Source organism: Pseudomonas sp. CFII68 (assembly GCF_000416195.1).
In the GTDB taxonomy this organism is placed as follows: Bacteria; Pseudomonadota; Gammaproteobacteria; order Pseudomonadales; family Pseudomonadaceae; genus Aquipseudomonas; species Aquipseudomonas kilonensis.
The window spans coordinates 43,753-65,918 of sequence record NZ_ATLN01000025.1; the positions used below are offsets into that span (position 1 = coordinate 43,753).

At 57.1% G+C, this 22,166-nt stretch carries 19 protein-coding genes and 1 pseudogene; 11 read left to right on the plus strand and 9 right to left on the minus strand.

Annotated features, from left to right (window positions below; genetic code table 11):
* Nucleotides 1–3: 3 nt before the first annotated feature.
* On the minus strand, nucleotides 4–327 hold the full coding sequence (locus CFII68_RS22395; RefSeq protein ID WP_018602149.1) for a PepSY domain-containing protein: 324 nt from the start codon (nucleotides 325–327) through the stop codon (nucleotides 4–6).
* 130 nt (nucleotides 328–457) lie between these two features.
* Between CFII68_RS22395 and CFII68_RS22390 the strand changes: the two genes are divergently transcribed.
* From CFII68_RS22390 to CFII68_RS22345, 10 genes are all read left to right on the plus strand, one after another.
* Nucleotides 458–1,117 carry a response regulator transcription factor gene (locus tag CFII68_RS22390; RefSeq protein WP_018602152.1) on the plus strand — a complete coding sequence of 220 codons (660 nt, stop codon included), beginning with the start codon at nucleotides 458–460 and terminating at the stop codon, nucleotides 1,115–1,117.
* Entirely contained in the window at nucleotides 1,114–2,472 is a 1,359-nt protein-coding gene (locus tag CFII68_RS22385) for an ATP-binding protein (RefSeq protein WP_018602154.1), read from the plus strand. Before CFII68_RS22390 ends, CFII68_RS22385 begins: the two co-directional genes overlap by 4 nt.
* Before the next feature lie 89 nt (nucleotides 2,473–2,561).
* A complete protein-coding gene (locus CFII68_RS22380; RefSeq protein WP_018602156.1) occupies nucleotides 2,562–3,293 on the plus strand; it encodes a GntR family transcriptional regulator in 732 nt (243 codons plus the stop codon).
* 122 nt (nucleotides 3,294–3,415) lie between these two features.
* Nucleotides 3,416–4,705: an MFS transporter gene (locus CFII68_RS22375; RefSeq protein ID WP_018602158.1), complete on the plus strand. Its 1,290-nt coding sequence runs from the start codon at nucleotides 3,416–3,418 to the stop codon at nucleotides 4,703–4,705.
* A gap of 28 nt (nucleotides 4,706–4,733) precedes the next feature.
* Entirely contained in the window at nucleotides 4,734–5,564 is an 831-nt protein-coding gene (locus CFII68_RS22370; RefSeq protein ID WP_018602159.1) for an amidohydrolase, read from the plus strand.
* A gap of 86 nt (nucleotides 5,565–5,650) precedes the next feature.
* Nucleotides 5,651–7,834 (plus strand): PAS domain S-box protein, encoded by a 2,184-nt coding sequence (locus tag CFII68_RS22365; RefSeq protein ID WP_018602162.1) that lies wholly within the window; start codon nucleotides 5,651–5,653, stop codon nucleotides 7,832–7,834.
* On the plus strand, nucleotides 7,831–8,232 hold the full coding sequence (locus CFII68_RS22360) for a response regulator (protein ID WP_018602165.1): 402 nt from the start codon (nucleotides 7,831–7,833) through the stop codon (nucleotides 8,230–8,232). The genes CFII68_RS22365 and CFII68_RS22360 overlap by 4 nt, the downstream gene beginning before the upstream one ends.
* 396 nt (nucleotides 8,233–8,628) lie before the next feature.
* Nucleotides 8,629–9,072, plus strand: coding sequence for an HIT family protein (locus tag CFII68_RS22355; RefSeq protein ID WP_018602167.1), 444 nt, complete (start codon nucleotides 8,629–8,631; stop codon nucleotides 9,070–9,072).
* 180 nt (nucleotides 9,073–9,252) lie between these two features.
* On the plus strand, nucleotides 9,253–9,771 hold the full coding sequence (locus CFII68_RS22350; RefSeq protein ID WP_018602169.1) for a hypothetical protein: 519 nt from the start codon (nucleotides 9,253–9,255) through the stop codon (nucleotides 9,769–9,771).
* Between the two features lie 109 nt (nucleotides 9,772–9,880).
* Nucleotides 9,881–11,062, plus strand: a complete 1,182-nt coding sequence (locus CFII68_RS22345; RefSeq protein ID WP_018602171.1) for a carboxymuconolactone decarboxylase family protein — start codon at nucleotides 9,881–9,883, stop codon at nucleotides 11,060–11,062.
* Here the strand turns inward: CFII68_RS22345 and CFII68_RS22340 are convergent.
* The gene (locus CFII68_RS22340) at nucleotides 11,050–11,943 is read right to left on the minus strand and encodes a LysR family transcriptional regulator (RefSeq protein ID WP_018602173.1); all 894 of its coding nucleotides are present in this window, start codon (nucleotides 11,941–11,943) and stop codon (nucleotides 11,050–11,052) included. The two genes, CFII68_RS22345 and CFII68_RS22340, sit on opposite strands and share 13 nt — an antisense overlap.
* Nucleotides 11,944–12,413: 470 nt before the next feature.
* Here CFII68_RS22340 and CFII68_RS22335 point away from each other — a divergent pair, with 470 nt between their 5' ends.
* Nucleotides 12,414–12,755 carry a DUF6124 family protein gene (locus CFII68_RS22335; protein WP_018602175.1) on the plus strand — a complete coding sequence of 114 codons (342 nt, stop codon included), beginning with the start codon at nucleotides 12,414–12,416 and terminating at the stop codon, nucleotides 12,753–12,755.
* 129 nt (nucleotides 12,756–12,884) lie between these two features.
* On the opposite strand, the gene CFII68_RS22330 is transcribed toward CFII68_RS22335, so the two are convergent.
* The 7 genes and pseudogenes from CFII68_RS22330 to CFII68_RS22310 form a co-directional block, all read right to left on the minus strand.
* Complete coding sequence (locus CFII68_RS22330; RefSeq protein WP_156886078.1) at nucleotides 12,885–14,384, minus strand: hypothetical protein; 1,500 nt, start codon at nucleotides 14,382–14,384, stop codon at nucleotides 12,885–12,887.
* A gap of 298 nt (nucleotides 14,385–14,682) precedes the next feature.
* Complete coding sequence (locus tag CFII68_RS22325) at nucleotides 14,683–15,279, minus strand: hypothetical protein (protein WP_018602179.1); 597 nt, start codon at nucleotides 15,277–15,279, stop codon at nucleotides 14,683–14,685.
* A gap of 231 nt (nucleotides 15,280–15,510) precedes the next feature.
* A pseudogene (locus tag CFII68_RS27785) lies at nucleotides 15,511–15,908 on the minus strand (integrase); the annotation flags it as partial.
* A 74-nt stretch (nucleotides 15,909–15,982) separates the two neighbouring features.
* On the minus strand, nucleotides 15,983–16,879 hold the full coding sequence (locus CFII68_RS22320; RefSeq protein WP_018602180.1) for a DUF5677 domain-containing protein: 897 nt from the start codon (nucleotides 16,877–16,879) through the stop codon (nucleotides 15,983–15,985).
* A gap of 117 nt (nucleotides 16,880–16,996) precedes the next feature.
* Complete coding sequence (locus tag CFII68_RS22315; RefSeq protein ID WP_018602183.1) at nucleotides 16,997–18,019, minus strand: DUF4238 domain-containing protein; 1,023 nt, start codon at nucleotides 18,017–18,019, stop codon at nucleotides 16,997–16,999.
* 406 nt (nucleotides 18,020–18,425) lie between these two features.
* Entirely contained in the window at nucleotides 18,426–19,844 is a 1,419-nt protein-coding gene (locus CFII68_RS0125780) for a DUF4062 domain-containing protein (protein ID WP_177325031.1), read from the minus strand.
* 349 nt (nucleotides 19,845–20,193) lie between these two features.
* Complete coding sequence (locus CFII68_RS22310; RefSeq protein ID WP_018602186.1) at nucleotides 20,194–22,053, minus strand: ABC transporter ATP-binding protein; 1,860 nt, start codon at nucleotides 22,051–22,053, stop codon at nucleotides 20,194–20,196.
* Between the last annotated feature and the right edge of the window lie 113 nt (nucleotides 22,054–22,166).

Sequence of the window (22,166 nt, forward strand, 5' to 3'; positions counted from 1 at the left end):
ATGTCACGGTGCGGGAGCAGGGGCGAGGTAGGCGCTGGCATCGTCATCGTCCCGGAAGTAGATCTCGAGCTCGCGCAGGTGCAGCGACGCTGGTGTGTAGCGGGCTTCGATGACATTGCCCTGGCGGTCCAGGCCCTTGAGCTTGTAGCAGCCGTCGTCGACCTTGATGCGCTGCACCGTCCAGCCGTACCGCTGTTCCACCTGCAGGCGCAGGGTTTCCCGTGGCTGCCAGTCATTGACCGGTTCGCCGCAGTCGTCATCGGCCAAGGCGTAACCGTTGGCCAGCACGCTTATCAGCGCAGTGCTGGCGATAAAACCTGATTTCATGATCTGTCTCCTGCCGGGGCTTCGTTGTGGGCATACCCTACGGTGCATTCCTGACAGCCAGCTGAATCTTCAGATTCACGTCAGGTAAGGCCGCTAAGGTGCGGCAAACCACGATGACAGGAGCTGCCCGATGCGGGTTTTATTGGTTGAGGACTCGCCAAGGTTGGGGGAGGCGGTGCGCGAGCAGATCGCCGATGACGGCCATGCCGTTGATTGGGTGCAGAACCTTGCCCATGCACGCAGCAGCGTGAGCACGACCGCTTATGACCTGATCCTGCTTGACTTGATGTTGCCGGATGGCCGAGGACTGGACTTCCTGCGCCAGCGACGCAGCGCAGGTGAGGCGACTGCGGTGATCATCCTGACGGCCCAGGACCAGATCTCTGATCGAATCGCCGGCCTCAATGCCGGCGCCGACGATTACCTGGTCAAACCCTTCGACCTGTTTGAACTGTCGGCCCGTGTGGCTGCGGTGGCTCGTCGTTACAGCGGTAACCCCAATCCCCAGATCAGGCTCGGTGAGCTGCACGTCGACATGACGGCCCGTACGTTGCATCGGGCCGGCATGGCCGTGGACCTCACTGCCCGGGAATGGGCGCTGTTGGAGGCATTCATCCAGCGTCCCGGCGCGCTGCTGTCCAAGGGGCAACTCGAAGATCGGCTGTACGCCTTCGGCGCCGAAATCGAAAGCAACACGATCGAGGTCTATATCAGTCGATTGCGCAAGAAACTCGGGCGCGACCTGATTGAAACCGTGCGGGGCATGGGTTATCGGATGGTGTCGGCATGAAGACGACCTTCAGCCTGCAAAAACGTCTGGGCCTGGGACTGACGCTGGGCATGACGTTGCTCTGGCTGATGGCGACAATCGGCACTTGGCGTGGGGTGCAACATGAGCTGAACGAGGCCTTTGACAGCGCACTTGAGGAGACCGCCCAACGCATCCTCCCCCTGGCCGTGCTGGAAATCAGCAACCGGGAAAACCCGGGGGAGGTGCAACAGGTTGCCACCCTGAAGATGCACAAGGAGCACCTGACTTATCTGGTGCGCGATGCTGCAGGCAAGGTCCTGATGCAGTCCCACGATGCCAACCCGCAGATCTTCAGCAAACACCCGGTCGAGGGGTTCTCCACGATTGGAAAGTACCGTCTGTATGGCGCCAGTGCGCTGCGTGAGACGGTATTCATCGAAGTCGCCGAGCCGTTGCGCCATCGCCGCGAGGCCGCACGACAGGCCTTGTTTACCTTGTTGTGGCCGTTATTGGCGCTGGTCCCCATCAGCCTGTTGGGGACCTGGCTATTGGTGCGCATGAGCCTGGGCAGCGTGCTGGCCTATCGTTACGCGGTAGAGGCCCGTGGCGTGGGTGATCTGTCGCCGATCAAGGTGTCGCGCCTGCCGGCAGAAATCAACCCCTTGGCGGATGCGGTAAACCGCCTGCTGGAGCGCTTGCGTAAGGCCCTGGAGGCCGAACGCAGCTTCACTGCCAATAGCGCACATGAGCTGCGTACACCCTTGGCCGCGACATTGGCGCAAGTCCAGCGGCTGTACCAGGAGGCCCCTGAAGGTCCGTTGCGTTTGCGTGCAAAAAAGATCGAAAGCGCTTTGCGCGAATTGGCCCGGTTATCGGAAAAACTCATGCAATTGGCCAAGGCTGAAGGGGGCGGACTGCTCTCGCAAGCGCCCCAGGACCTGGTCCCATTGTTGGCTCACGTGGTGGATGAGTGGCGGCACAACAGCACCCGCCAGATCGCGCTGCAACTTCCTGCCCAGGCCCATGTGTATTCGACAGTCGACCCGGATGCCTTTGGCATTCTGTTGCGCAATCTGATCGAGAACGCATTGAAGTACGGTGCGATAGATCAACCCATCGAAGTCACCCTCACGGACCAGGCGCTGTTGCGGGTGATCAATGCCGGACCGGTGGTGCCGGTGGCCGTCCTGCAGCACCTGACCGAACGTTTCGTGCGCGGCCAGAGCGAAACCAGTGGGTCGGGATTGGGGTTGGCGATCGTCAAGACGATTGTGCAGGGGATCATTGGACGAATCGAACTGTTGTCTCCGGCAAAAGACCGAGAGGAGGGGTTCGAGGTTCGGGTCTGGCTACCACTTGCCACCGTTGCCGTCGGCCATTCGTCAGCCAGCTAGCCCGGGCATTCTTGACAATCAATCGACCTTGAGCAAATACTCGCATCCATATTCATATATATGACTAGATAACAAGGTGAGTAAGGTCAATGAAATCTCTCTCCAGTGATGCCCGCCTGCCGCTGTATCAACGTTTACGCGACCAATTGGCTGAGCAGATCGCCAATAACCGCTGGCGTCCGGGGGAGGCGATTCCTACTGAGGCGGCACTTTCAGCCGAATACCAGTTGTCTACCGGCACGGTGCGCAAGGCCATCGATGCATTGGTCAGCGAGGGCGTCCTGGAGCGCCAGCAGGGGCGCGGCACCTTCATTCGCCGGCCGCAATTTCAATCGTCGCTGTTCCGGTTTTTTCGCTTTCAAAGCGCTTCAGGCGAACGCCGGGTTCCCGAGAGCCGGATCCTGTCCGTGGAGCCGGTGGCCGCGCCTTCGGCGGTGGCCCAGGCGCTGGGGTTGCCGGCGGATGCGCCGGTGATTCGCATCGTGCGGGTGCGTCTGCTGGATGTAGCGCCGGTGCTCGCCGAAGAAATCTGGCTGCCCCGCAACCGTTTCCAACCCTTGCTCGAGATCGACCTGAGTCAAAAGGGACCGCTGCTTTATCCCATCTATGAAGAAACCTGCGGTCAGGTGGTCGCCTATGCCGAAGAAACTCTCACCGCCGAATCGGTGAACGAGGTGTACGCGCGATTGCTGCAAGTACCGGTCAACAGCCCGGTGGTGGTGATCGAGCGTCTGGCGCGGGACTACGCCGGCAATCCCCTGGAGTGGCGACGCTCACGCGGGCACGCCGAGCATTTCCGCTACCGCGTGGAAATCCGCTGACCCCACCTGGCTAGCGGCGAGTCGGTCGCCGCAGCCCTTATCGTTTTGTTTGCCATGACTGGCCTTGCAGCGGCGCGGTTCGCTCTCGGCTGCCTTTCGTTCCAGCCATAAGGATAAAAATCATGTTCAGTTGGTATCGCCAAGTCACTGCGCGGGAGCGCAAAACGTTTTGGGCCTGCTTCGGTGGATGGTCGCTCGACGCCCTGGAAGTACAGATGTTCGGCCTGGCGATACCGGCGTTGATCGCCGCGTTCGCCCTGACCAAGGGTGATGCCGGGCTGGTCAGCGGTGTGACCCTGGTCACTTCGGCCATTGGCGGTTGGGTCGGCGGGACGCTGTCGGACCGTTACGGTCGGGTGCGCACGCTGCAGTGGATGATCTTGTGGTTTTCGTTCTTTACCTTCCTGTCGGCGTTCGTCACCGGTTTCCACCAGTTGTTGATCGTCAAGGCGTTGCAGGGCTTTGGGATCGGCGGGGAGTGGGCGGCTGGTGCGGTATTGATGGCCGAGACCATCAACCCCAAGTACCGCGGCAAGGTCATGGGCACGGTACAAAGCGCCTGGGCGGTGGGTTGGGGGCTGGCGGTCGGCGTCTTCACGCTGATCTACTCCCTTGTGCCGCAAGACATGGCCTGGCGGGTGATGTTCGTCGTGGGTCTGCTGCCGTCGTTCCTGATTATCTGGGTGCGGCGCAACGTTGAAGAGCCCGACAGTTTCCAGCGCCTGAAAAAAGAAAACGTCATCCCGCAAAGCTTCTTCAAATCCCTGGGCGGTATCTTTCGCCCCGAGCTGATCCGCGTGACCTTGTTTGGCGGGTTGCTGGGGCTGGGGGCACACGGTGGTTACCACGCGGTGATGACCTGGCTGCCGACCTTCCTCAAGACCGAGCGCAACCTGTCGGTACTCAACTCCGGCGGTTACCTGGCGGTGATCATCTTCGCTTTCTGGTGCGGCTGCGTGGTCAGTGGCTTGTTGATTGATCGCATTGGCCGTCGCAAGAACATCGTGCTATTCGCGCTGTGCTGCGTGGTGACCGTGCAGTGTTATGTGTTCCTGCCGTTGAGCAACACCCAGATGCTGTTCCTGGGTTTCCCGCTCGGCTTCTTCGCGGCGGGCATTCCGGCGAGCCTCGGGGCGTTTTTCAACGAGCTGTACCCGGCGGATGTCCGCGGCGCCGGCGTGGGGTTCTGCTACAACTTTGGCCGGGTGCTCTCGGCGGTGTTCCCGTTCCTGGTCGGGCACATGAGTGACTCCATGTCCCTGGGCTCGGCCATTGGCATCGACGCCGGGATTGCCTACGGCGTGGCGGTGATCGCGGCGCTTTGCCTGCCGGAAACCCGCGGTCGCAGCCTGGAAGCCACTGCTGCATCGGCGCCTGAGGTGGAGAGTGACGGCCAGGGCGCCCGAGCCTGATTTTCCTTATTTTCGATAGATGAAACCCATGGTTGATACCCGTACTACGCCGATCACCGGCATTGACTGTCACGCCCACGTATTCAGCCGCGGGCTGGAACTGGCCGCTGTCCGGCGCTACACACCCGACTATGACGCCACGCTCGCCCAGTACCTGGGCCACTTGCACGCCCATGGCTTGAGCCATGGCGTGCTGGTGCAGCCGAGTTTTCTTGGCACCGATAACCGCTACCTGCTGGCCGCGCTGCGGCAGGCGCCAGCGCAATTGCGCGGGGTCGTGGTGGTGGCGCGAGATATCAGCCGCGCCGAGCTGGATGACATGGCCCGGTTGGGCGTGGTCGGTGTTCGCTTGAACCTGATGGGCGAAGCCTTGCCTGACTTTCGCGACGTTGCCTGGAACGGTTTTTTGGGGCACCTCGCAGAACTGGGTTGGCATGTCGAGTTGCACGCCAACCTGATGGACTTACCGGGGCTGATTGATCAGCTGTTGCCATTTGGCATCCCGTTGGTGGTCGATCACTTCGGTCGCCCGGATGCGCGTTTGGGCCTCGATCAACCTGGCTTTGCCCAATTGATGGAGTTGGGGCAGGGCGGGCACCTGTGGATGAAGGTATCCGGCATCTATCGATTGGGCGCAACGGCGCCGCAGAATCTTGAGTTCGCCCGCGCCTCGTTGACGTTGCTGGAACACAGCTTTGGCCCCGAGCGCTTGGTATGGGGCAGCGACTGGCCGCACACGCAGCATGAAGAACATGTCGGTTTCGAAACGGTCATGGGGCAGTTGCGCGCATTGGAATGTTCGGCGTCGCTGATGCAGGCGTTATTGGTCCAGGCACCCCAGGCATTATTCAGGTTTTGAGGCGCGCGGCCGGTGACGTCAAGTTTTCCTGAACTCGCCCAGTGAATAGGGATCTAGACTCCATTCAGGCGGTTTGAGGATGACTGATGTCGAACATTGAAGAGCTACCCAGGGAAACGCGTGCGCCAAGCGAGTACGAAAGCTTGATCGCGATGGGGACGAGCGCACTCGATGCCATCCCCGGTGCCGTGTACCTCTGTGATCGCCAGGGGTGGCTCGTCAGGTACAACAGCGAGGCGGCCGAGCTGTGGGGAAGGGCGCCAGCACTTGGAGAGAACGCTGACCGTTTCTGCGGCGCCCATCGACTGTTCCTGACCGACGGTACGCCGCTGGCATTCGAACACTGTCCGACGGCCTCGGCACTCGATACCGGCATTGCCTCGCGTAATCAGGAAGTGCTCATCCAGCGCCCGGATGGCTCGCGGTTCGTGGCGCTGATGAATATCCGCGCCCTCAGGGATTGGCGGGGCGTCATTCAAGGGGTGATCAACTGCTTCCAGGATGTTTCGGCGCACCATGCCATGGCCGAGGAGCTTCGGCGCAAGAGTGCCGACCTGGAAGACTTTTTCGAAAACAGCGCCGTGGGCCTGCATATCGTCAGTGGCGAGGGCATCATCCTGCGCGCCAACAAGGCGGAGCTGGCGCTGCTGGGCTATTCGGCGGACGAGTACATCGGTCGCCACATCACCGAGTTTCATGTCGACGAGCCGGTCATTGGTGACATCCTCACCAAGTTGGGCAGCGGCGACTGCCTGCAAAGCTATCCGGCGCGACTGAGGGCCAAGGATGGCTCGATCAAGCATGTCACGATCACTTCGAATGGCCGGTTCGAGGACGGAAAACTCTTCAATACACGCTGCTTCACCCTCGACAGGAGCTGCGTTCACGCGGCGGAGGCGGCGCGCCAGGAGAGCGATGACCGGCTTTCGGCGACCTATGAGGCGGTGACCATCGGGATTTCCGAGGTCGATATGGATGGGCGCTTGCTCCGGGTGAACGACGCCCTGTGCAACATGCTGGGCCGTTCGCGGGAAGAGCTCCTGTCGATGACATTCCTGGACTATACCCACCCGGATTGCATCCCGCAGGACGCGGGGTTGTACGCCCGCCAGGTGGCCGGTGAGCTGGATAACTACGTGCTGCGCAAGCGCGCCCTGAAGCCCGATGGCGAGGTGGTTTACCTCGACATCCATAGCTCGTCGGTGAGGGACGCCAGCGGTACGTTTCGTTATGGCGTGCGAGTGCTGCAGGACGTCACGCTGGCGCGGCGGATGGAAAACCAGATCCGTGAAAGCGAACGGCACATGCGCAATCTGCTCGAGGCGTTGCCTGCCGCGGTGTACACCACCGACGCGGATGGCCGCATCACCTTCTACAATCGCGCCGCTGTCGAACTGTCCGGGCGCATGCCTCAGTTGGGCGACATGTGGTGCGTGACCTGGAAACTGTTCAATACGGACGGCACCGCGCTACCCCACGATCAATGCCCGATGGCGGTGGCCCTGAAGGAAAACCGGCCGATACGCGGCGTCGAGGCCGTTGCAGAACGGCCGGACGGTAGCCGCGTTCCGTTCACGCCTTATCCCACGCCTTTGCATGATGCCGATGGAAACCTGGTGGGCGCCATCAACATGCTGGTCGACATCTCCGAGCGAAAGCAGGCGGAATATCGACAGAAGACGCTGATCGATGAACTCAATCACCGGGTCAAGAACACCCTGGCCACGGTGCAATCGCTGGCGGCCCAGACGGCGCGCAATGCCGAGGATGCGAAAGACGGCTACAGGCGTTTCGAGGCAAGGCTCCTGGCGTTGTCGCGGGCACACGATCTCTTGACGAAACGGCATTGGGGGCAGACGCCGCTCGACACCCTGGCCCACGAAGTGCTGATGCCGGTGTTTGGGCATGAGCCTGGTCGCTTCGTGATTGAAGGCTCTTCTGTGGACGTCGGTACTCGCGTGGCGCTCAACCTTACGATGACCCTCAATGAGTTGGCGATCAACGCGCTGAAATATGGGGCAATGTCGGTCGAGACCGGGACGCTTGCCGTCACTTGGCACCTGCAAGCCCAGGCGGACGGAACGTTGCTGACCCTCGACTGGCGCGAACAAGGAGGACCGCCGGTGTCACCGCCGGAACGGGAGGGGCTCGGTTCACGCTTGATGCAGCGCTGCATCGAGCGCGACTTGGCCGGCCAGTTCGACCTCACCTACGCTCCGCAAGGCGTTTGCTGCCGCTTTTCGTTCCTGATTGGGATGACCGGGGCATGACCCCATTTGCTGGCGTCAGGGTGCTGGTCGTCGAGGACGAAGGCGCGATTGCCCTGTTGATCGAAGAGATGCTGGAGGAATTCGGATGCGAGGTGGTGGCGTCGGTCGCTCGGCTCGCTGCTGCATGTGACATGGCCGGCTCGGTGCAGATTGACCTGGCGATCCTGGACGTCAACCTGGCTGGCGAGCGGGTTTTTCCGGTGGCCGAAATCCTTCGCGGTCGCCATATTCCCTTCCTGTTCAGCACCGGATACGGCGCCAGCGGACTGCCAGCCGAATACGTCGGGTGCCCGGTCCTGCACAAGCCATTTTCGCAAAGTGAGTTGCAGCAGAAAATTGCCGTTACGCTGAAGGAGGCCCGCGAAAGCGGCCTGGCATCCAGCACCGATGCCAACTGACCCGCCGCCATCGCGAGCAAGCCCGCTCCCACAATGGGGTAGCGGTGGACTTGTAAGTGGGTAATCACCACAAGTCCCCTGTGGGAGCGGGCTTGCTCGCGAAAGCGGTGGGTCAATCAACTACGATGCCGACAGGTCCGCCGCCTTCGCGAGCAAGCCCGCTCCCACAATGGATCGGCGGTGGGCTGTGATTGAGTGACCTCCACAAATCCCCCTGTGGGAGCGAGCCTGCTCGCGATGGCGGCCCGGCATTCAGCACCGATCCCCACTGATCCAACACCTTCCCCAGCAGGCCCAGTCCCGGTGTTCAAGCAGCCCTCGACAAGACGTTGCCCCTGGACTGTGCTAAATCTCTTACCGGCAACCCACCTCTCCAAACCCATTCAAGGAGTGATCATGAGTCTCCACGGTCATTACGATCCGCAGAACATCTTTGCGCTGATCCTTCGCGGCGATGCGCCGTGCTACAAGATTTACGAAGACGCCGATGTGTTGGCCTTCCTGGATCTCTTTCCTCAATCGCGCGGCCATGTCCTGGTCATCCCCAAAGCCTCCCAGGCGCGAAATATCCTTGAGGTCGAGCCCGCCGTCCTGGGCGCGATGATGTCTGCCGTGCAGCGCCTGACGCGGATCATCGTGGACGAGTTGCAGCCGGACGGGGTCCAGGTCGCGCAGTTCAATGGTGCTGTGGCCGGGCAAACGGTCTACCACATTCACATGCACATCATCCCTCGTTGGGACGGTGAGGCGCCCGGCGTGCATGGCAGGGGCAAGGCGGATCCCGAGGAGCTGGAAGCACTCCAGGCGCGTCTGGTCGAGCGCATTCGCTCAGAAGCCTGACGCTGGGCGGGACGCCGTAAGGGGCACAGGGCGTGCCCCACTCATCAAAATGCTCGGCAACCTTGCCACAACGTTCGAGGTTGTGAATCCCGCGACAGAACCCATCAACAATTCGCCACCCAATCCCTTGCCAACCGCTACCATTGCGCGCCGACCTCCTGACACCCGGACTTCACTTTCATGAAATTGCGCCTGCTGACCGCTGCCTTGTTGTTCATCTGCACCCTGACTCACGCCGCTGAATCGACACCCATTCCCAAAGCCTTGGAAGAACAGATCGGGCACTTGGTGGCGCTCATCAAGGACAGCTACGCCACCGGCTACCCCGAAGCAACGCTGGTGCAGACGCTGGACACCGGCGAAGACAGCCAGGTCACCCTCGCGGTCTTCACCGTCGAGGGCTTCGGCATGGGCAACAACTACAGCCAATACCTGGCGGCCTTCACACCCGAAGAGAACGAAGAAGGCGTGCCGCATTACAGCCTGTTGGACGTGATGCGCATTGGTGGCGACAGCTGGCGGGCCATCGACAAACTCGATGCCAAGCTGGTCAGCGACCCGACGGGTGAGCAGACCCTGATCGACATTCCCGTGATGGAGAATACCGACGAGGACGCGCCGAATTTCCCAAGCAGGGCCGCCGTCATTCACCTGTCTCTGGACGGATCACAGGCCGTGCGGTGGGTCGAGATCAAGTAAATCGGATTTATGCGATTGCGATATGAGTGCTATGTAATTGGGATGGTTTATCGATTAATGCGGCGCGGGTAATTTGTTTCTCTACGATATCAATCGAGAGGAAAGCCAAATGACTCTGCGTTCAACCGGTAGCCTTTGTTTTGCGCTATGCGCGGCGGCGCCTTTTGCCTGCGCCGCCAGTACAGAAAGCACCAGCGAGTCGCGGACTTCGCAACAGATCAGCCGAGCCGGCAGCCAGGCTTCAGTCGCAGGCCCGGCGGACTATTTCACCGGGCGAGTGCGGGTTGATCCCCTGTTCCCGGCAACCGATGAAATCAATGCCTCCGGCGCCTACGTCAGCTTCGAGCCGGGCGCGCGCTCGGCTTGGCATACCCATCCCGCCGGACAACGCTTGGTGGTGGTTTCCGGTGTCGGCCTGACGCAGGAATGGGGCAAGCCCGTGCAGCAGATCCGCCCGGGCGACGTGATCGTCTGCCCGCCAGGCGTCAAGCATTGGCATGGCGCCGCGCCGACGAGCGCCATGACCCACCTGGCTGTGACCGGCACGGTGGAGGGCAAAAACGTGGAGTGGCTGGAGAAGGTCAGCGAAGAACAATACGGCGCCGCTGGAGTGTCGTCGCCAGCGGCCAAGCCTGCGGCCGTGGCGGTTTCGCAAACCCTGTCGGCCCAGCAGCAAGCCATCCCGTTGATTGCCGCCGCCATGGCGACGAGCAACATGCCCGGCCTCAATACGGCCTTGAACCAAGGGCTGGATGCGGGCTTCACCGTCAGCGAGGCGAAGGAAATCCTGGTGCAGCTTTACGCCTACAGCGGTTTTCCCCGCAGCCTCAACGCCCTCGGCGAATTGATGAAAGTGGTCGAGGCTCGCAAGCAGCGCGGCGTCCAGGACGACCCGGGTCGTGAGCCCGCTCGCCCGGTGCCTACCGGCGATGCGCTGCTGGCGGCGGGCAAGGCCAATCAGACGCGCATTGCCGGTGCACCCGTCCAAGGGCCGTTGTTCGACTTCGTCCCGGTCATCAACCAGTACTTGCAGACGCACCTGTTCGGCGACATTTTCGAGCGTGACAACCTGGACTGGCAAAGCCGTGAGCTGGCGACAGTCGCCGCGCTGGCGGTCACCCCCGGCGTGGAGTCGCAACTGCGCTCGCACATGGCCGCCAGCCTGCGAGTCGGCTTGAGCGCTGCCCAGTTGCGGCAGTTGATCCAGTTACTGGGCGAGCAGGGCGACGCCGCCGCGGCCAAGCGTGCCAGTGACGCGTTGGACACCGTCCAGGCCAGTCAACCTTCATAACGCAAGGCTTCGCGCAGCAACGTGAAGGCCGGTGAACTTTGGCGGCGACTGGGGTAGTAGAGGTGGTAGCCGGAGAACGGCTCGCACCAATCTTCCAGCACCCGAATCAACCGGCCTTGCGCGACGGCGTCCTGCACCAGGTCCTCCGGCATGAAGGCCAGCCCCAACCCTTGAAGCGCGGCCTCCAGGCGCATCGCAATGGTGTTGAAAACCAGTTGGCCTTCTACCCGGACTTTCAATTCCTGCCCGTTTTTCTCGAATTCCCAGACATAAAGGCCGCCATGGGTCGGCATGCGCAGGTTGATGCAATTGTGCGCCGTAAGGTCATCTGGAATGACCGGCTTGGCATGCCGGGCGAAATACGCCGGCGAGCCCACCACCGCCATGCGCATGTCGGGGCCGATGCGCAGGGCAATCATGTCCTTGGCCACCTGTGGACCCAGCCGCACACCGGCGTCGAAACCCTCCGCGACGATGTCGGTAAACCCGTAGTCGACGATGATTTCAATATTGAGATCGGGATGGTCAGGCAACAACCTGGCGAGCACGGATTGCAGGATCGTGATTGCGGAGTGCTCGCCCGCGGTGATGCGCAATTTACCCGCCGGTTTATCGCGAAACGCACTGAGCATCGCCATCTCGTTATCGATCTCTTCGAACCGCGGCGCGACCACCCGCAGCAGATGTTCGCCGGCTTCGGTCGGGGCAACGCTGCGAGTGGTGCGCGACAACAGCCTGACCCCCAGCCGCTCCTCCAACTGACGCATCGCCCGGCTCAGCGCCGGCTGCGACATGCCCAGCTTGGCCGCTGCGCGGGTGAAGCTGCGCTCCTGCGCGACGGCGGCGAAGATGGCGAGTTGGTCGTAGCGTTCGGTGGTCATTGATCCGTCTCAGGTATGAGCAGGCTTGGATTATGGCATCTGTTGTATTAATTGGCTGAGCCATGGTTGTGGTCTTCCAATCACATCGCACCCGTCGCGCAGCGCAGGGTTTCGGTGGTGGAAGGGTTGTACGAGCTTCTCGTAGGAATCGACGGAGCGAATATTGCCCATTGACTTGCAGGACATTTCCTAGAAAATTCCAGTCCCTTGCGCCTGCTGATTTCGGTGCCTAGTCTTTGTCCACCGCTGCCAATTCAGCGGTCGGGTTTAGTCGCTCGGTATCTCGTTAGGCGCAAGGTCTCCTTGAAGTCAGGCTACGATTTTCTCGCTGATTTTATGGTGGCTGTGCGCAGGGCACTTTCGAGTGCGCCGGTTTCCTAACGTCCCGGTCGACTAACCTGCGCACAGCCGCCACCCCACTTCGTTTAGTCGCGAACAGTGGCGGATCCGACTGACGTTAGGAGGTCCATATGGACAAACTCATCCCCGACCCACCTGTTCCACCGCTGCACCTGGACATCGCGGCCGACGCCAACGCCGAACGTGTCATCGATTCCTATCTGAACCCCAAACCCGCCCAGCCTGACAAGAAGCCACCTCCGGACCAGCTATTCACCGTCGTGGAGGGCGTCGATGCTGAAAGCCTGTTGGCCAACCTCAGCGAAACGTTAGCCTCCGCCAATGCCATGGCCAACGATTTAGCGTTCGATCTGGAGGATTCTCGACGGCATGTTGCACTAGGGCTGCAACAATTGATTGAACTAGGTCTGCTATTGGCAAACCGGGCGCTGGATGTCATCGACCCTAGGTAAGCGTTCGGTGGAATAGATTCCATTTTTCCCAAGATGGATCGGGTCGGAAGCGAAGGGCTGCTTCCGACCCTAAGCGGTCAGACGCTTGTTATGAAAGCGGCCGTGCGGACTCCCCTCGAATGACGAACTTTATTTTGACTTCTTCTGATTGTTGTTTGACACCCACTGCTCACCAGCTTGGGGGATGAATGTCGAGGTGGCTCGTCCTATTCCGGAAAGTAGACGACTTTTCTCCGAGCCCGCCTTGCCTCCATAACTGTTAGCGAGCCGGTAGGCTCGAAGAATTTGCTGCTTCGCCTCGGCGTACATTCCACTGCGCCAAAGTGCTTCGGAAAGTAACGTACATGCTTTGATACGGTCATCTGCAAGTCTTTCTGGAATCAGGTCAATCATGGCCAGAGCATCAAGGATTGCTTTACCGCCTTCCGCATCAAGCCCGTTTTGACGCATGGACTCCGCAAGAGCTACCGTTGCTTTTACTTCCTCAAAGTAACGAATTTTTTCCGGACTATTTGAAATCGCTAGTACTGCCCGGTGGTAACTAGCCGCAGCATCCTTTCTTACTCCATTTTTTACCTGTATCTCAGCAACTTGTCGCCAGAAATTGGACTCTACCCAGGAAATTTTTCTCACCGGATGCTCGGCAAAATAGAGCGCCGTGGCCAGGTCTCCCCGTCTCACCGCATCTTCGAACACGCTCTTGAAGGCGTCTAATGCATGGTCAACGTATAGATTCGATGATAGCCCTGAAACAATCGCGTAAGCCTTTTGCGGATTACCAGACCTTGCCTCTTGAATGGCAACTGCGTACGGAGACTTCTCTGGCAGCCTCTTGGTGTACCCCGCCTCTGCTGCAACACTAGCCAAACTCTCAAGCGCCAACTTCTGCATAGGAGCTTGGTTGATAGTATTCGCTGATAAGATACCTAGCTCAATGAGGTCTATGGCCAGTTCATTTCTTTGAAGCCGTACTGCGACTTGGGCTAGATCTCGATAGGCAAATGCAGATTTGGCCGATTTCTCTGTGCGCTGAAGGTGTTGCTTTACTAACGCAATCATCCAGTCCCGGTTACCAGTAGATTCGCGTACCATGGCTTCAGTAACCTGTCGGTATCCACCACTACCTTCTTCATTTATACCGCTCTCGGCGGCTCTTAGCGCTTCTTCAAAGACTGCTCGGGTTTCAGACTCTGCACCGTTCCGAGAATAGAAAAGTGCGACCTTGGTAAAATCCCCGGATTTCAGGTAGTTCGCATATTTTCCAGAAATTTTACTGGCTGCATCTAATGCCCGTTGAACCAACCCCGCTTTCATTTCCGGCGAAATTGATGGGACATCGACAACAAGTGCCAGAAGTGCTCCAGGCTGCGTGTTCGGGGGCATGCCAGCAATCGTATCGAGGGCATCTTCGAGAAAGCCAGCTTTGGCCTGTCCTGTGGGGATGGTCCACTCAAAACGGTCCACCGACTTGGTTTCCAGGAAAATCGCCCGCGATGCCTCTTTCCAGTTGGCGCCGATAATTAGCGATTCCACGTTAGAAGGAGTCGATTCCGCCATGCACTGAAGCGCGATTGTGATGGCACATGCAACAACTAAAGTAGAGGCCAACTTACGTGCTGAACGTGTCACTTTAATTCCCTCAAACACTGCGACTGGCAATGCGATCGCGAGAAGACGCCATTCGCTAAATGTGCGGTATAAAAACAAAAAATGCCATACGCGTTGGCATTGGGGCCAACGGCTGCTTAGGGTAAATTTTTCCTAGGTCCGCTATTGGCCGTTTTCTGCTCGTCGCGATAGGCAGAAAACGACCCATCCCATTGCTTTTGGCCGGAACCAGTCAGCGTTCGATACTTACGCTGTCGCGTTTGCTTGAAAATATGGCGGGCTCCGGAGGGGGTTATCGCTTAAGAATGGCTGGCTTGCCTCAGAATTTGCAAAGACCTTTACCGTTATCGCGAGCATCGGAATCGGGCCAAGGCTCGAACGCCGTCCGGGATGTCAGATTCTGTACGGTGCGGCCATCGAGCACCGGGTACTTGTGCTTCAAGGCGGCTACAGTCGTTTCCGCGTTGTTGACGTTAGACAGGCAGAAGGTCAGGGCATTGGCGGAGAAGTCGCCGATGTAGGCGGTCTCGCCAGCTTTCACGCTGAAAATCACCGGGTTTGTCCGGGGCGCCGTTTCGCCTCGGTAATATTCGTAGTTCCATTGGTAAATTTCATAGTCGCCCTCTGGCACTTCGTACATGAAAAGGTTGCCAAGCCGGTTTGGAGACGGTTGATCGTCTTCGGCATTCAAGGTGGCCAACGGAACGGTAGTGTATCGCTCCCCGACTTTTCGGATATGCACCATCAGGCCATGGGGTTGCGTCAGGAAGCCTTCAGTAATGGAGCCAACGATGATGGCTTTGGTCGGGTCCGGCGGGCGGGTGCCGTCATAACGTCCCGTGGTGCATCCGACAAGCAGTGTTGAAATGGCGATAGCAGCAAAAACGGCGGTGGGTTTATTGGATTTCCATAGCATGACGTTGGTCTATTCCTTGATGAAGAGTGGTTTCCGCGTTTGCGAGGCCAGATATGATACGTGAGAGGGAAGGAAACGAAATCACGATTGTCTGGAGGAATGCTCTAGGTGTGAATCGCACCCGATTTTCTAGGCGCATCCAACTGGCTCCATATGGCCAGAGAGCGACGGTGTAGTCGCAACCGTCGTACGGTGCGCTCAAACCTTGAATCGCCCTCGTTCTACGATGTCATGCAACCGGCTCGGGAACAAAAATCCTCGTTACTGAGGTCTGCCCGATGTATCCAGTCTACAAGTGCGTCACGGTTTGTACGGTGATTTCAATTTGCACTGGGCGCTGGGTTTTCTGTTGCATTACGATGGCTCGTGACAACACGTGCGCCCCGTGTGCTATGTCTCGTACCCGCAGCTTGGTTAAATCACAGGCTCGTAGCTTGCTGTCGATTGCCAAATCAAAGAGAGCGAGATCTCGTGTTTTCCCCTGCTAGCTGAAACCTGCCCCGGATTGCCCAAATATCTCTGGGGCGGAGCGGGGCCTTCTGTTCGACGAGCTTTCCCTTGTTCCAGGGTTGATGGTGGCGTGCACGACATGTCCTCCACGTTGCGGGAGGGCAGGGGGGACCGTCCAGGTGCTTCGTCGCTATCGGCCAAAAGCGGTCCCTCCATCCCCCCTAAAACGAGGTCGGCGAAAGAGCCCATTCCACTAAATTTGTTTGCTGGTCTTTGCGTCGTATTCGCCGTTATATAGGCTATCAAACGTGAGGAAAAGACGGTTGTTAACCCGTTCAATCCAATCTACCGTGTCCTGAAGATCACTACTTGAAACATCGATCCGCTGGAGCCAAAGCCTGAAAGGCTTGATAGTAAATTTTACAATCGGAGCCACGAATCTTATGTCGGCTGGGTGGTAATCAGTGAAGGCCGAAAACGTGCCGTCTTCATTTCGCACCAAGCCCCAATCCATAGATTCATTCCAAGAACCATGAATTGATTCGGACATCATGCCGTAGGTGGCGGGATACAGATCATCGTGTTCGATTTCAGCGAAAATGCTGCGGAAGCTTTTGCCTTGTAAACGCCATCTATTTTTTTTCTGCTCTGCAAAATCGTCTTTTGTTAAGCCTTCAAAATCCATTTTTTCTACGACTGCGGCTAGTAAACGCTTACCCGCTTTTGTGTGGAAGAACGGGGAACCTTCCTCCAGTTCTCTGAGAAGTCTAAGCCGATCTTTGTAAGAGCATTTTCGGTAGTCAGCAATCACTGCATCACCATTCAGCATTAGATAGCTGGCGAGAGTTGTCGCTTCGATAAGGGGACGCTCAAAAATTGCGATCACCTCGGCATTGTCCTGCTCGTGGTACTTCACACATTCCTTGAGCAGCTTGGATATTCGGACCAAAAGTCCAAGGATAGGAGCGTCGTTAATCGAATACCCTGTGGGGTTGCGCTGGATGTTACGCACCCTCGTGAGCGCATCATAAATTTCTGCGACATCTTTGAAAAACGTGGTCGAAAATGCGTGCAGCCCTTCCAAAGAGCTAAAATGATGCTCAATGTAGGACGGCTGGTATTTTTCGGTAATTAGGGAAAATTCCAGCATGCGGGGTCACCATATAAGACTTAAACAATTATACTGCTTGGCTCGGTCGCCGCTACGAGTTTCAGGTACCAAGCGTGAAGGGTGCGAACAGATCTTTTGAGCTCTGCCCGACTCTGGTCAGCTCTGAAGTTCTCTTTCAGCTTGGCACTGTTCAGGATGCCAGTTCTCCCAGGCGGACAGCTCATTTTTAAAGGTCGTTGGGCAAACTAGTCTGGGTCGAATCAAGTGTATGTCACCTGGTTCTTGAGCGAACACGTAGCGATCCGCATGCTCGATGATGATCTTTCGTATTAGCCCGGCTGTCTTAACATCAGGTGAAGTGCCTCGCGACCAAACCTTGTTACCAATGCAGGTGTAGAGCAGGTGTTTTGGGCTCAAAGGTAGGAGTATGTCGCCGTTCTTGATTCCCCAACCGCCACCAAAGTCATAGTTCTTTGAATCCTGAAAGTTAAGACGTATCAGCGGATTATCAGATGTGGGCCAAGACACACCTGCGGGAGCATGCAAGATAGTCCACCTGTGGGCAGGTAAGCGGCCGAGCGTTTTTGTAAGTACGTGCTTCATCTGCCAAATCCACAGTCGCCTTCCAATAATGGTTTCCGCTTTAACTTGGCCGCCTCCACTTGGTAGAGCCTCAACGGATATCTTGAAGAGCGAGAGGGCGTCGCTTTCCTCCGAAGGACTTGGTAGTGACTCATTTCGCCTAGCGGCTTCTTCCATTATGTAAACAGAGCGCTGCATAGTCTCATTCATCAATGTCTGCAATGTCTCGTTCTGGCGACGCAAGAACTCCCTAAGGCGAGCCGGGGTGCGGACATCTAGAGCAACCGCGAAACGTACCAGCCTTCTCCATTGTTCGGGAGACATGCGATCTTCTCGAACAACTCGACGTATTGCTTCTTCTGCAGGACTCTCAAATTCACTGTCGAGCCAGCGCTCGAACTCATCCGTCTCCTCTTGACCCGCCAGGTAAGTGTAAAGGTGCTGATGGTAAGCAATTCCTTTCAGGGATTGCTTCTTCCAAAGGGGAACGTTTTCGCTAGGAACCAATAATCGGTAAGTAGAAATTTGACCTTCATGCGCCCACTGTTTCAGGTAGAGCTTGGGGACGTAGTGGTTGTCTTTACGCAGCTGCTGCATTAGCAGTTTTCCCCGTCAAGAAGGTGAAGTTTCACGAAATCATACCTAAATGCAGGCGACTTGGTGCCTGCAACGAGCTCATGAATATCCGACATCCTGTCACCAACTGCGCTTCGGAATTGAGTATAGCTATCGGCCTGGACTTGAATATGCACGACCGCCAGCTTGGGTCGATTCGGGTCTTTCGCGACTGGCTACAATCGACCCAAAGCAGTCATCACACCAAGACTTCTACACAGGCCTGCTCTAAATTTCAAAACTGTCGTTGGAATCTGCCAAATTCCTAGTGAGCGCTTTTGCATTTTTTTAATTGATGCTATTGGATAAAGGCCGCCCCACGGGGTGTAGCTCTTGAATATGAACAGATAGTCAATTGTCGAGCAGGGCGAAATCGATTAATTCGCAGTTATAACATGGCAATCTTCATTCGACTTATTATGGAGCCTACAACAGTGGCTACATCAGTTCCTTGAAATATTTTATAGGGAAAGGTAAATCTCATTTCTTCTTCGCCTGTTTTCTTAATTACAAGAACCTCTTCCGCCCGAACCTGTATCTCCATACTGATCTTTGACATAACTGGATCGGAATCAATAAATGAAATCAATAAATTGTGAATTAATTCTTTGCGAGCATCTTGTGTGCTTACGTAGTCCAGAAAAGATACCTCTGGGTCGCGAACATCAATTACGCCATCAGATGGCCCGGAATTGTCTTCGATATATGGCTCATTAAAGTGAATAATAAGCGGGGTTGCTCTTCCAGTCCGACTATCAAGTATTGCATTGATGATCGCAGACTTAGCCTCTTCCCCTAGTTCTTTGAAGTCATTCCATTCTTCTTGGAGGCGATAAATTCGATGCAAAGGGATTCGCACCCGAAAATATGTGCCATTAGTGTTGATTAGAATAGAGCTGTTTGCGAAGAATCTATCCCTTGTCCGATCCGGCTGAACAAAATTGGCAATGCCTAACTCAGATAAAATTTGCTTCAGTGAGTCAGTAGACTTAATCAAGGTGTCAAATTTTTCAGGCGCTATTTCGTTTATCAGACTATACGTAAAGTCAACAAGTGTACGAAAGCGAATCGCTCCTTTGGCAGTTTCTTTCAGTTCGCCACTAGAGATGGAACCTAGCACGGCAGCTTTCAGATCTGCGATTTGGCTGCTAAGCAGGTCAATGCTTCTACCATCAGTGGTTTTTAAGCGCTGCTCGCTCAGCAGTCTTTGAAAAAGACCTGACCATTGTTTTTTTAGCTGGATCTCAATATCTTCAAATCTTGAAAACTCAAAAATACTGTTATTTTCGTTCCTTAATCGCAAAAAATTAATGAATTCAAAAATATAAGCGGCAGTTTCCGGTTTATCTATCGATGAGAATTCAATCTCTTTAATTATGTCCTTGTTTTTGTTTTTCTCGTAGGTTAAATGATCTCTCATGATTCCTGAGTCAACAAAAGCAAATACTGGGATTCCATGTTGTATGGCTTGTAAAATCTCCGCTTGAGTTATTGAAATCTTGTATCCACCCTCACCAAATCTATCCGAGCGACTCATATCAGCTATTTTTTCAAGATCTATCTGCTCGAGTGCTTTTGGGATGATGGTTCCTCCAAACCGAGAGCCAACAACAAGAACCACTACGTCGCAGTTTTTAACTTCTCGAAGACAACTCGTATGAGTATGAATCTGAGGGTCAAAAATAACTTCGGCTTGGTCACTCATAATGGGCTCGTGACCAAATCCTAACATTACGCTTCGCAATTGCCCTCTTAACGAGTGGAGGTCGTAGCAGGTTGATGAGATAAAAACCTTTAGGCTTGCCACACGATACCCTTTAATAGAAGCGAGTTAGGTGCCATCAATGGCTTGTTTAGCTAGCAGAATATCCAAGAATCGGGAGCGTGGAAAGGCTCGTTTCGTTCCTGTCTTTTTCGAGCAGGGCTCTACCAAGTTGAATTGGCCACTGATTATGGCTCTCATTTCGGCGACTGCTTTCAGGGAGCGATTACTACGGTTATCAAAGCAACCCGCACAAAAGCGGTAGGCAGAAATGGAGGATCTCGGCAATGGGGCCTCTACCACGACCGTCAGCTTCTGGCCGAAAGCTGCCCGTTGTGAAGGACAGCTCACGATCCAAAGCACCCATTTGCGGATCACCCCAGGCCATCCACGCTCACACCTGATCCATAGCCTCAGGCACCCACCGATCCTCACCCAGGAACCCACCACTCTGATGGTGCCACAGCCGCGCATAAATACCGTTCTTGGCGAGCAATTCAGCGTGGGTGCCTTGTTCGATGATGCGTCCATCGTCCATGACAATCAGTCGATCCATCGCCGCAATCGTCGACAGTCGATGAGCAATGGCGATGACGGTTTTGCCCTGCATCATTTCATCAAGGCTTTCCTGGATGGCCACTTCGACTTCCGAATCCAGCGCGCTGGTCGCCTCGTCAAGGAGCAGGATCGGGGCGTTCTTGAGCATCACTCGGGCAATCGCGATGCGCTGGCGTTGGCCGCCCGACAGCTTGATACCGCGCTCGCCCACCAGGGTGTCGTAGCCGCTATGACCCTGGCGGTCGCTCAGTTGGCTGATGAACTCATCGGCCTGGGCATTGGCCGCGGCACGGCGGATTTGTGCGTCGCTTGCGTCGGGGCGGCCGTAGGCGATGTTGTCGCGAATGGAGCGGTGCAGCAGGGACGTATCCTGGGTGACCATGCCGATGGCGCTGCGCAGACTGTCCTGCGTCACGTGCGCAATGTCTTGCCCGTCAATGCGAATCTGCCCGCTGTCGACATCATAGAAGCGCAGCAGCAAGTTGATGAGTGTGGATTTGCCCGCGCCGGAGCGGCCTACCAGGCCGATTTTCTCGCCCGGGCGAATGTTCAGGCTCAAGCCATCGAGCACCTGGCGTTCACCGTTGTAGTTGAAGCCCACATTGTCGAAGGTGACCGCGCCGCCAGAGGTCACCAGCACCCCGGCGTCCGGCGCGTCCTGCACCTTGGGGCCGCGGGTCAGGGTGGTCATGCCATCCTGCACGGTGCCGATGCTCTCGAACAGCGAGGTCATTTGCCACATGATCCAGTGCGACATGCCATTGATACGCAACGCCATGGCGGTGATTGCCGCCACGGCACCGGCGCCGACTTCGCCCTGGTGCCACAGCCAAAGCGCATAACCGCCAGCGGCCATGATCAAGCCCACCACCAACGCCTGGTTGACGATTTCGAACTGGCTGACCAGGCGCATCTGGCGAAAGCCGGTCTGTTTGAAATCCTCCATGGCCGCGCGCGCGAAGTGCGCTTCACGATTGGAATGGGAGAACAGCTTCACGGTCGTGATGTTGGTGTAGGCGTCCGAGATGCGTCCGGTCATCGAGGAGCGCGCATGGGCCTGTTCCTGTCCGACTTTCCCCAAGCGGGGCACGAAGTAGAGCATGGCCAGCCCGAACAGCACGATCCAGGCCAGGAAAGGCAACATCAGTTTCAGGGCGAAGCCGCCGGCCAATGCGATGATCGCGATGAAATACACGCCGATGCCGGGGGCGATCTCGATCAGGGTGAACAGCACGTCGCGCACGGCCAGCGCCGTCTGCATCACCTTGGTGGTGACGCGGCCGGAGAACTCATCGGAAAAAAACGACAGGCTTTGCCGCAGCATCAAGCGGTGGAAGTCCCAACGCAGCCGCAACGGCAGATTGATCGCCAATACCTGGTGCTGCACCATGGTCCGCAACGCCACCAGCCCGATGCTGGCCACCATAACGATACCCATACCCCACAGCACGCGACTTTCCTGCGCCGCCGCCTCACCACCGGCTTGCCAGGTCGAGAGCAGGTCCACGACCTGACCGAGGAAAGAAAACAGCCAGGCTTCGTAGATCGACACAGCGGCGCTGAGCAGTGCAAACGCAAGGATGTAACCGCGGGCGCCCCGTGTGCACGCCCACAGAAACCGAGCCAGGCCTGCGGGTGGCGGCGGTACCTCGTCGGGCGGGAAGGGGTCGAGTCTTTGTTCAAACACGCGAAGCATGGGGGTCTCCAAAACGATCAATTAAGGAGATTCTGCCATTTAAAGGTGGCTTTGAGGGTTCTGTGGAGTGGTGGGTATGGCTCTATTGGCATGCTGCCCAAGATGTTGGGTTG

What these genes read in the sequence shown, in the direction of transcription:
- CFII68_RS22340 (WP_018602173.1), bottom strand. Translation starts at nt 11,943, where the DNA reads ATGACCACCGAACGCTACGACCAACTCGCCATCTTCGCCGCCGTCGCG.
- CFII68_RS22370 (WP_018602159.1), top strand. Translation starts at nt 4,734, where the DNA reads ATGGTTGATACCCGTACTACGCCGATCACCGGCATTGACTGTCACGCC.
- CFII68_RS22375 (WP_018602158.1), top strand. Translation starts at nt 3,416, where the DNA reads ATGTTCAGTTGGTATCGCCAAGTCACTGCGCGGGAGCGCAAAACGTTT.
- CFII68_RS22325 (WP_018602179.1), bottom strand. Translation starts at nt 15,279, where the DNA reads ATGCTATGGAAATCCAATAAACCCACCGCCGTTTTTGCTGCTATCGCC.
- CFII68_RS22310 (WP_018602186.1), bottom strand. Translation starts at nt 22,053, where the DNA reads ATGCTTCGCGTGTTTGAACAAAGACTCGACCCCTTCCCGCCCGACGAG.
- CFII68_RS22385 (WP_018602154.1), top strand. Translation starts at nt 1,114, where the DNA reads ATGAAGACGACCTTCAGCCTGCAAAAACGTCTGGGCCTGGGACTGACG.
- CFII68_RS22320 (WP_018602180.1), bottom strand. Translation starts at nt 16,879, where the DNA reads ATGCTGGAATTTTCCCTAATTACCGAAAAATACCAGCCGTCCTACATT.
- CFII68_RS22345 (WP_018602171.1), top strand. Translation starts at nt 9,881, where the DNA reads ATGACTCTGCGTTCAACCGGTAGCCTTTGTTTTGCGCTATGCGCGGCG.
- CFII68_RS22355 (WP_018602167.1), top strand. Translation starts at nt 8,629, where the DNA reads ATGAGTCTCCACGGTCATTACGATCCGCAGAACATCTTTGCGCTGATC.
- CFII68_RS22390 (WP_018602152.1), top strand. Translation starts at nt 458, where the DNA reads ATGCGGGTTTTATTGGTTGAGGACTCGCCAAGGTTGGGGGAGGCGGTG.
- CFII68_RS22360 (WP_018602165.1), top strand. Translation starts at nt 7,831, where the DNA reads ATGACCCCATTTGCTGGCGTCAGGGTGCTGGTCGTCGAGGACGAAGGC.
- CFII68_RS22365 (WP_018602162.1), top strand. Translation starts at nt 5,651, where the DNA reads ATGTCGAACATTGAAGAGCTACCCAGGGAAACGCGTGCGCCAAGCGAG.
- CFII68_RS22380 (WP_018602156.1), top strand. Translation starts at nt 2,562, where the DNA reads ATGAAATCTCTCTCCAGTGATGCCCGCCTGCCGCTGTATCAACGTTTA.
- CFII68_RS22315 (WP_018602183.1), bottom strand. Translation starts at nt 18,019, where the DNA reads ATGCAGCAGCTGCGTAAAGACAACCACTACGTCCCCAAGCTCTACCTG.
- CFII68_RS22350 (WP_018602169.1), top strand. Translation starts at nt 9,253, where the DNA reads ATGAAATTGCGCCTGCTGACCGCTGCCTTGTTGTTCATCTGCACCCTG.
- CFII68_RS22395 (WP_018602149.1), bottom strand. Translation starts at nt 327, where the DNA reads ATGAAATCAGGTTTTATCGCCAGCACTGCGCTGATAAGCGTGCTGGCC.
- CFII68_RS22335 (WP_018602175.1), top strand. Translation starts at nt 12,414, where the DNA reads ATGGACAAACTCATCCCCGACCCACCTGTTCCACCGCTGCACCTGGAC.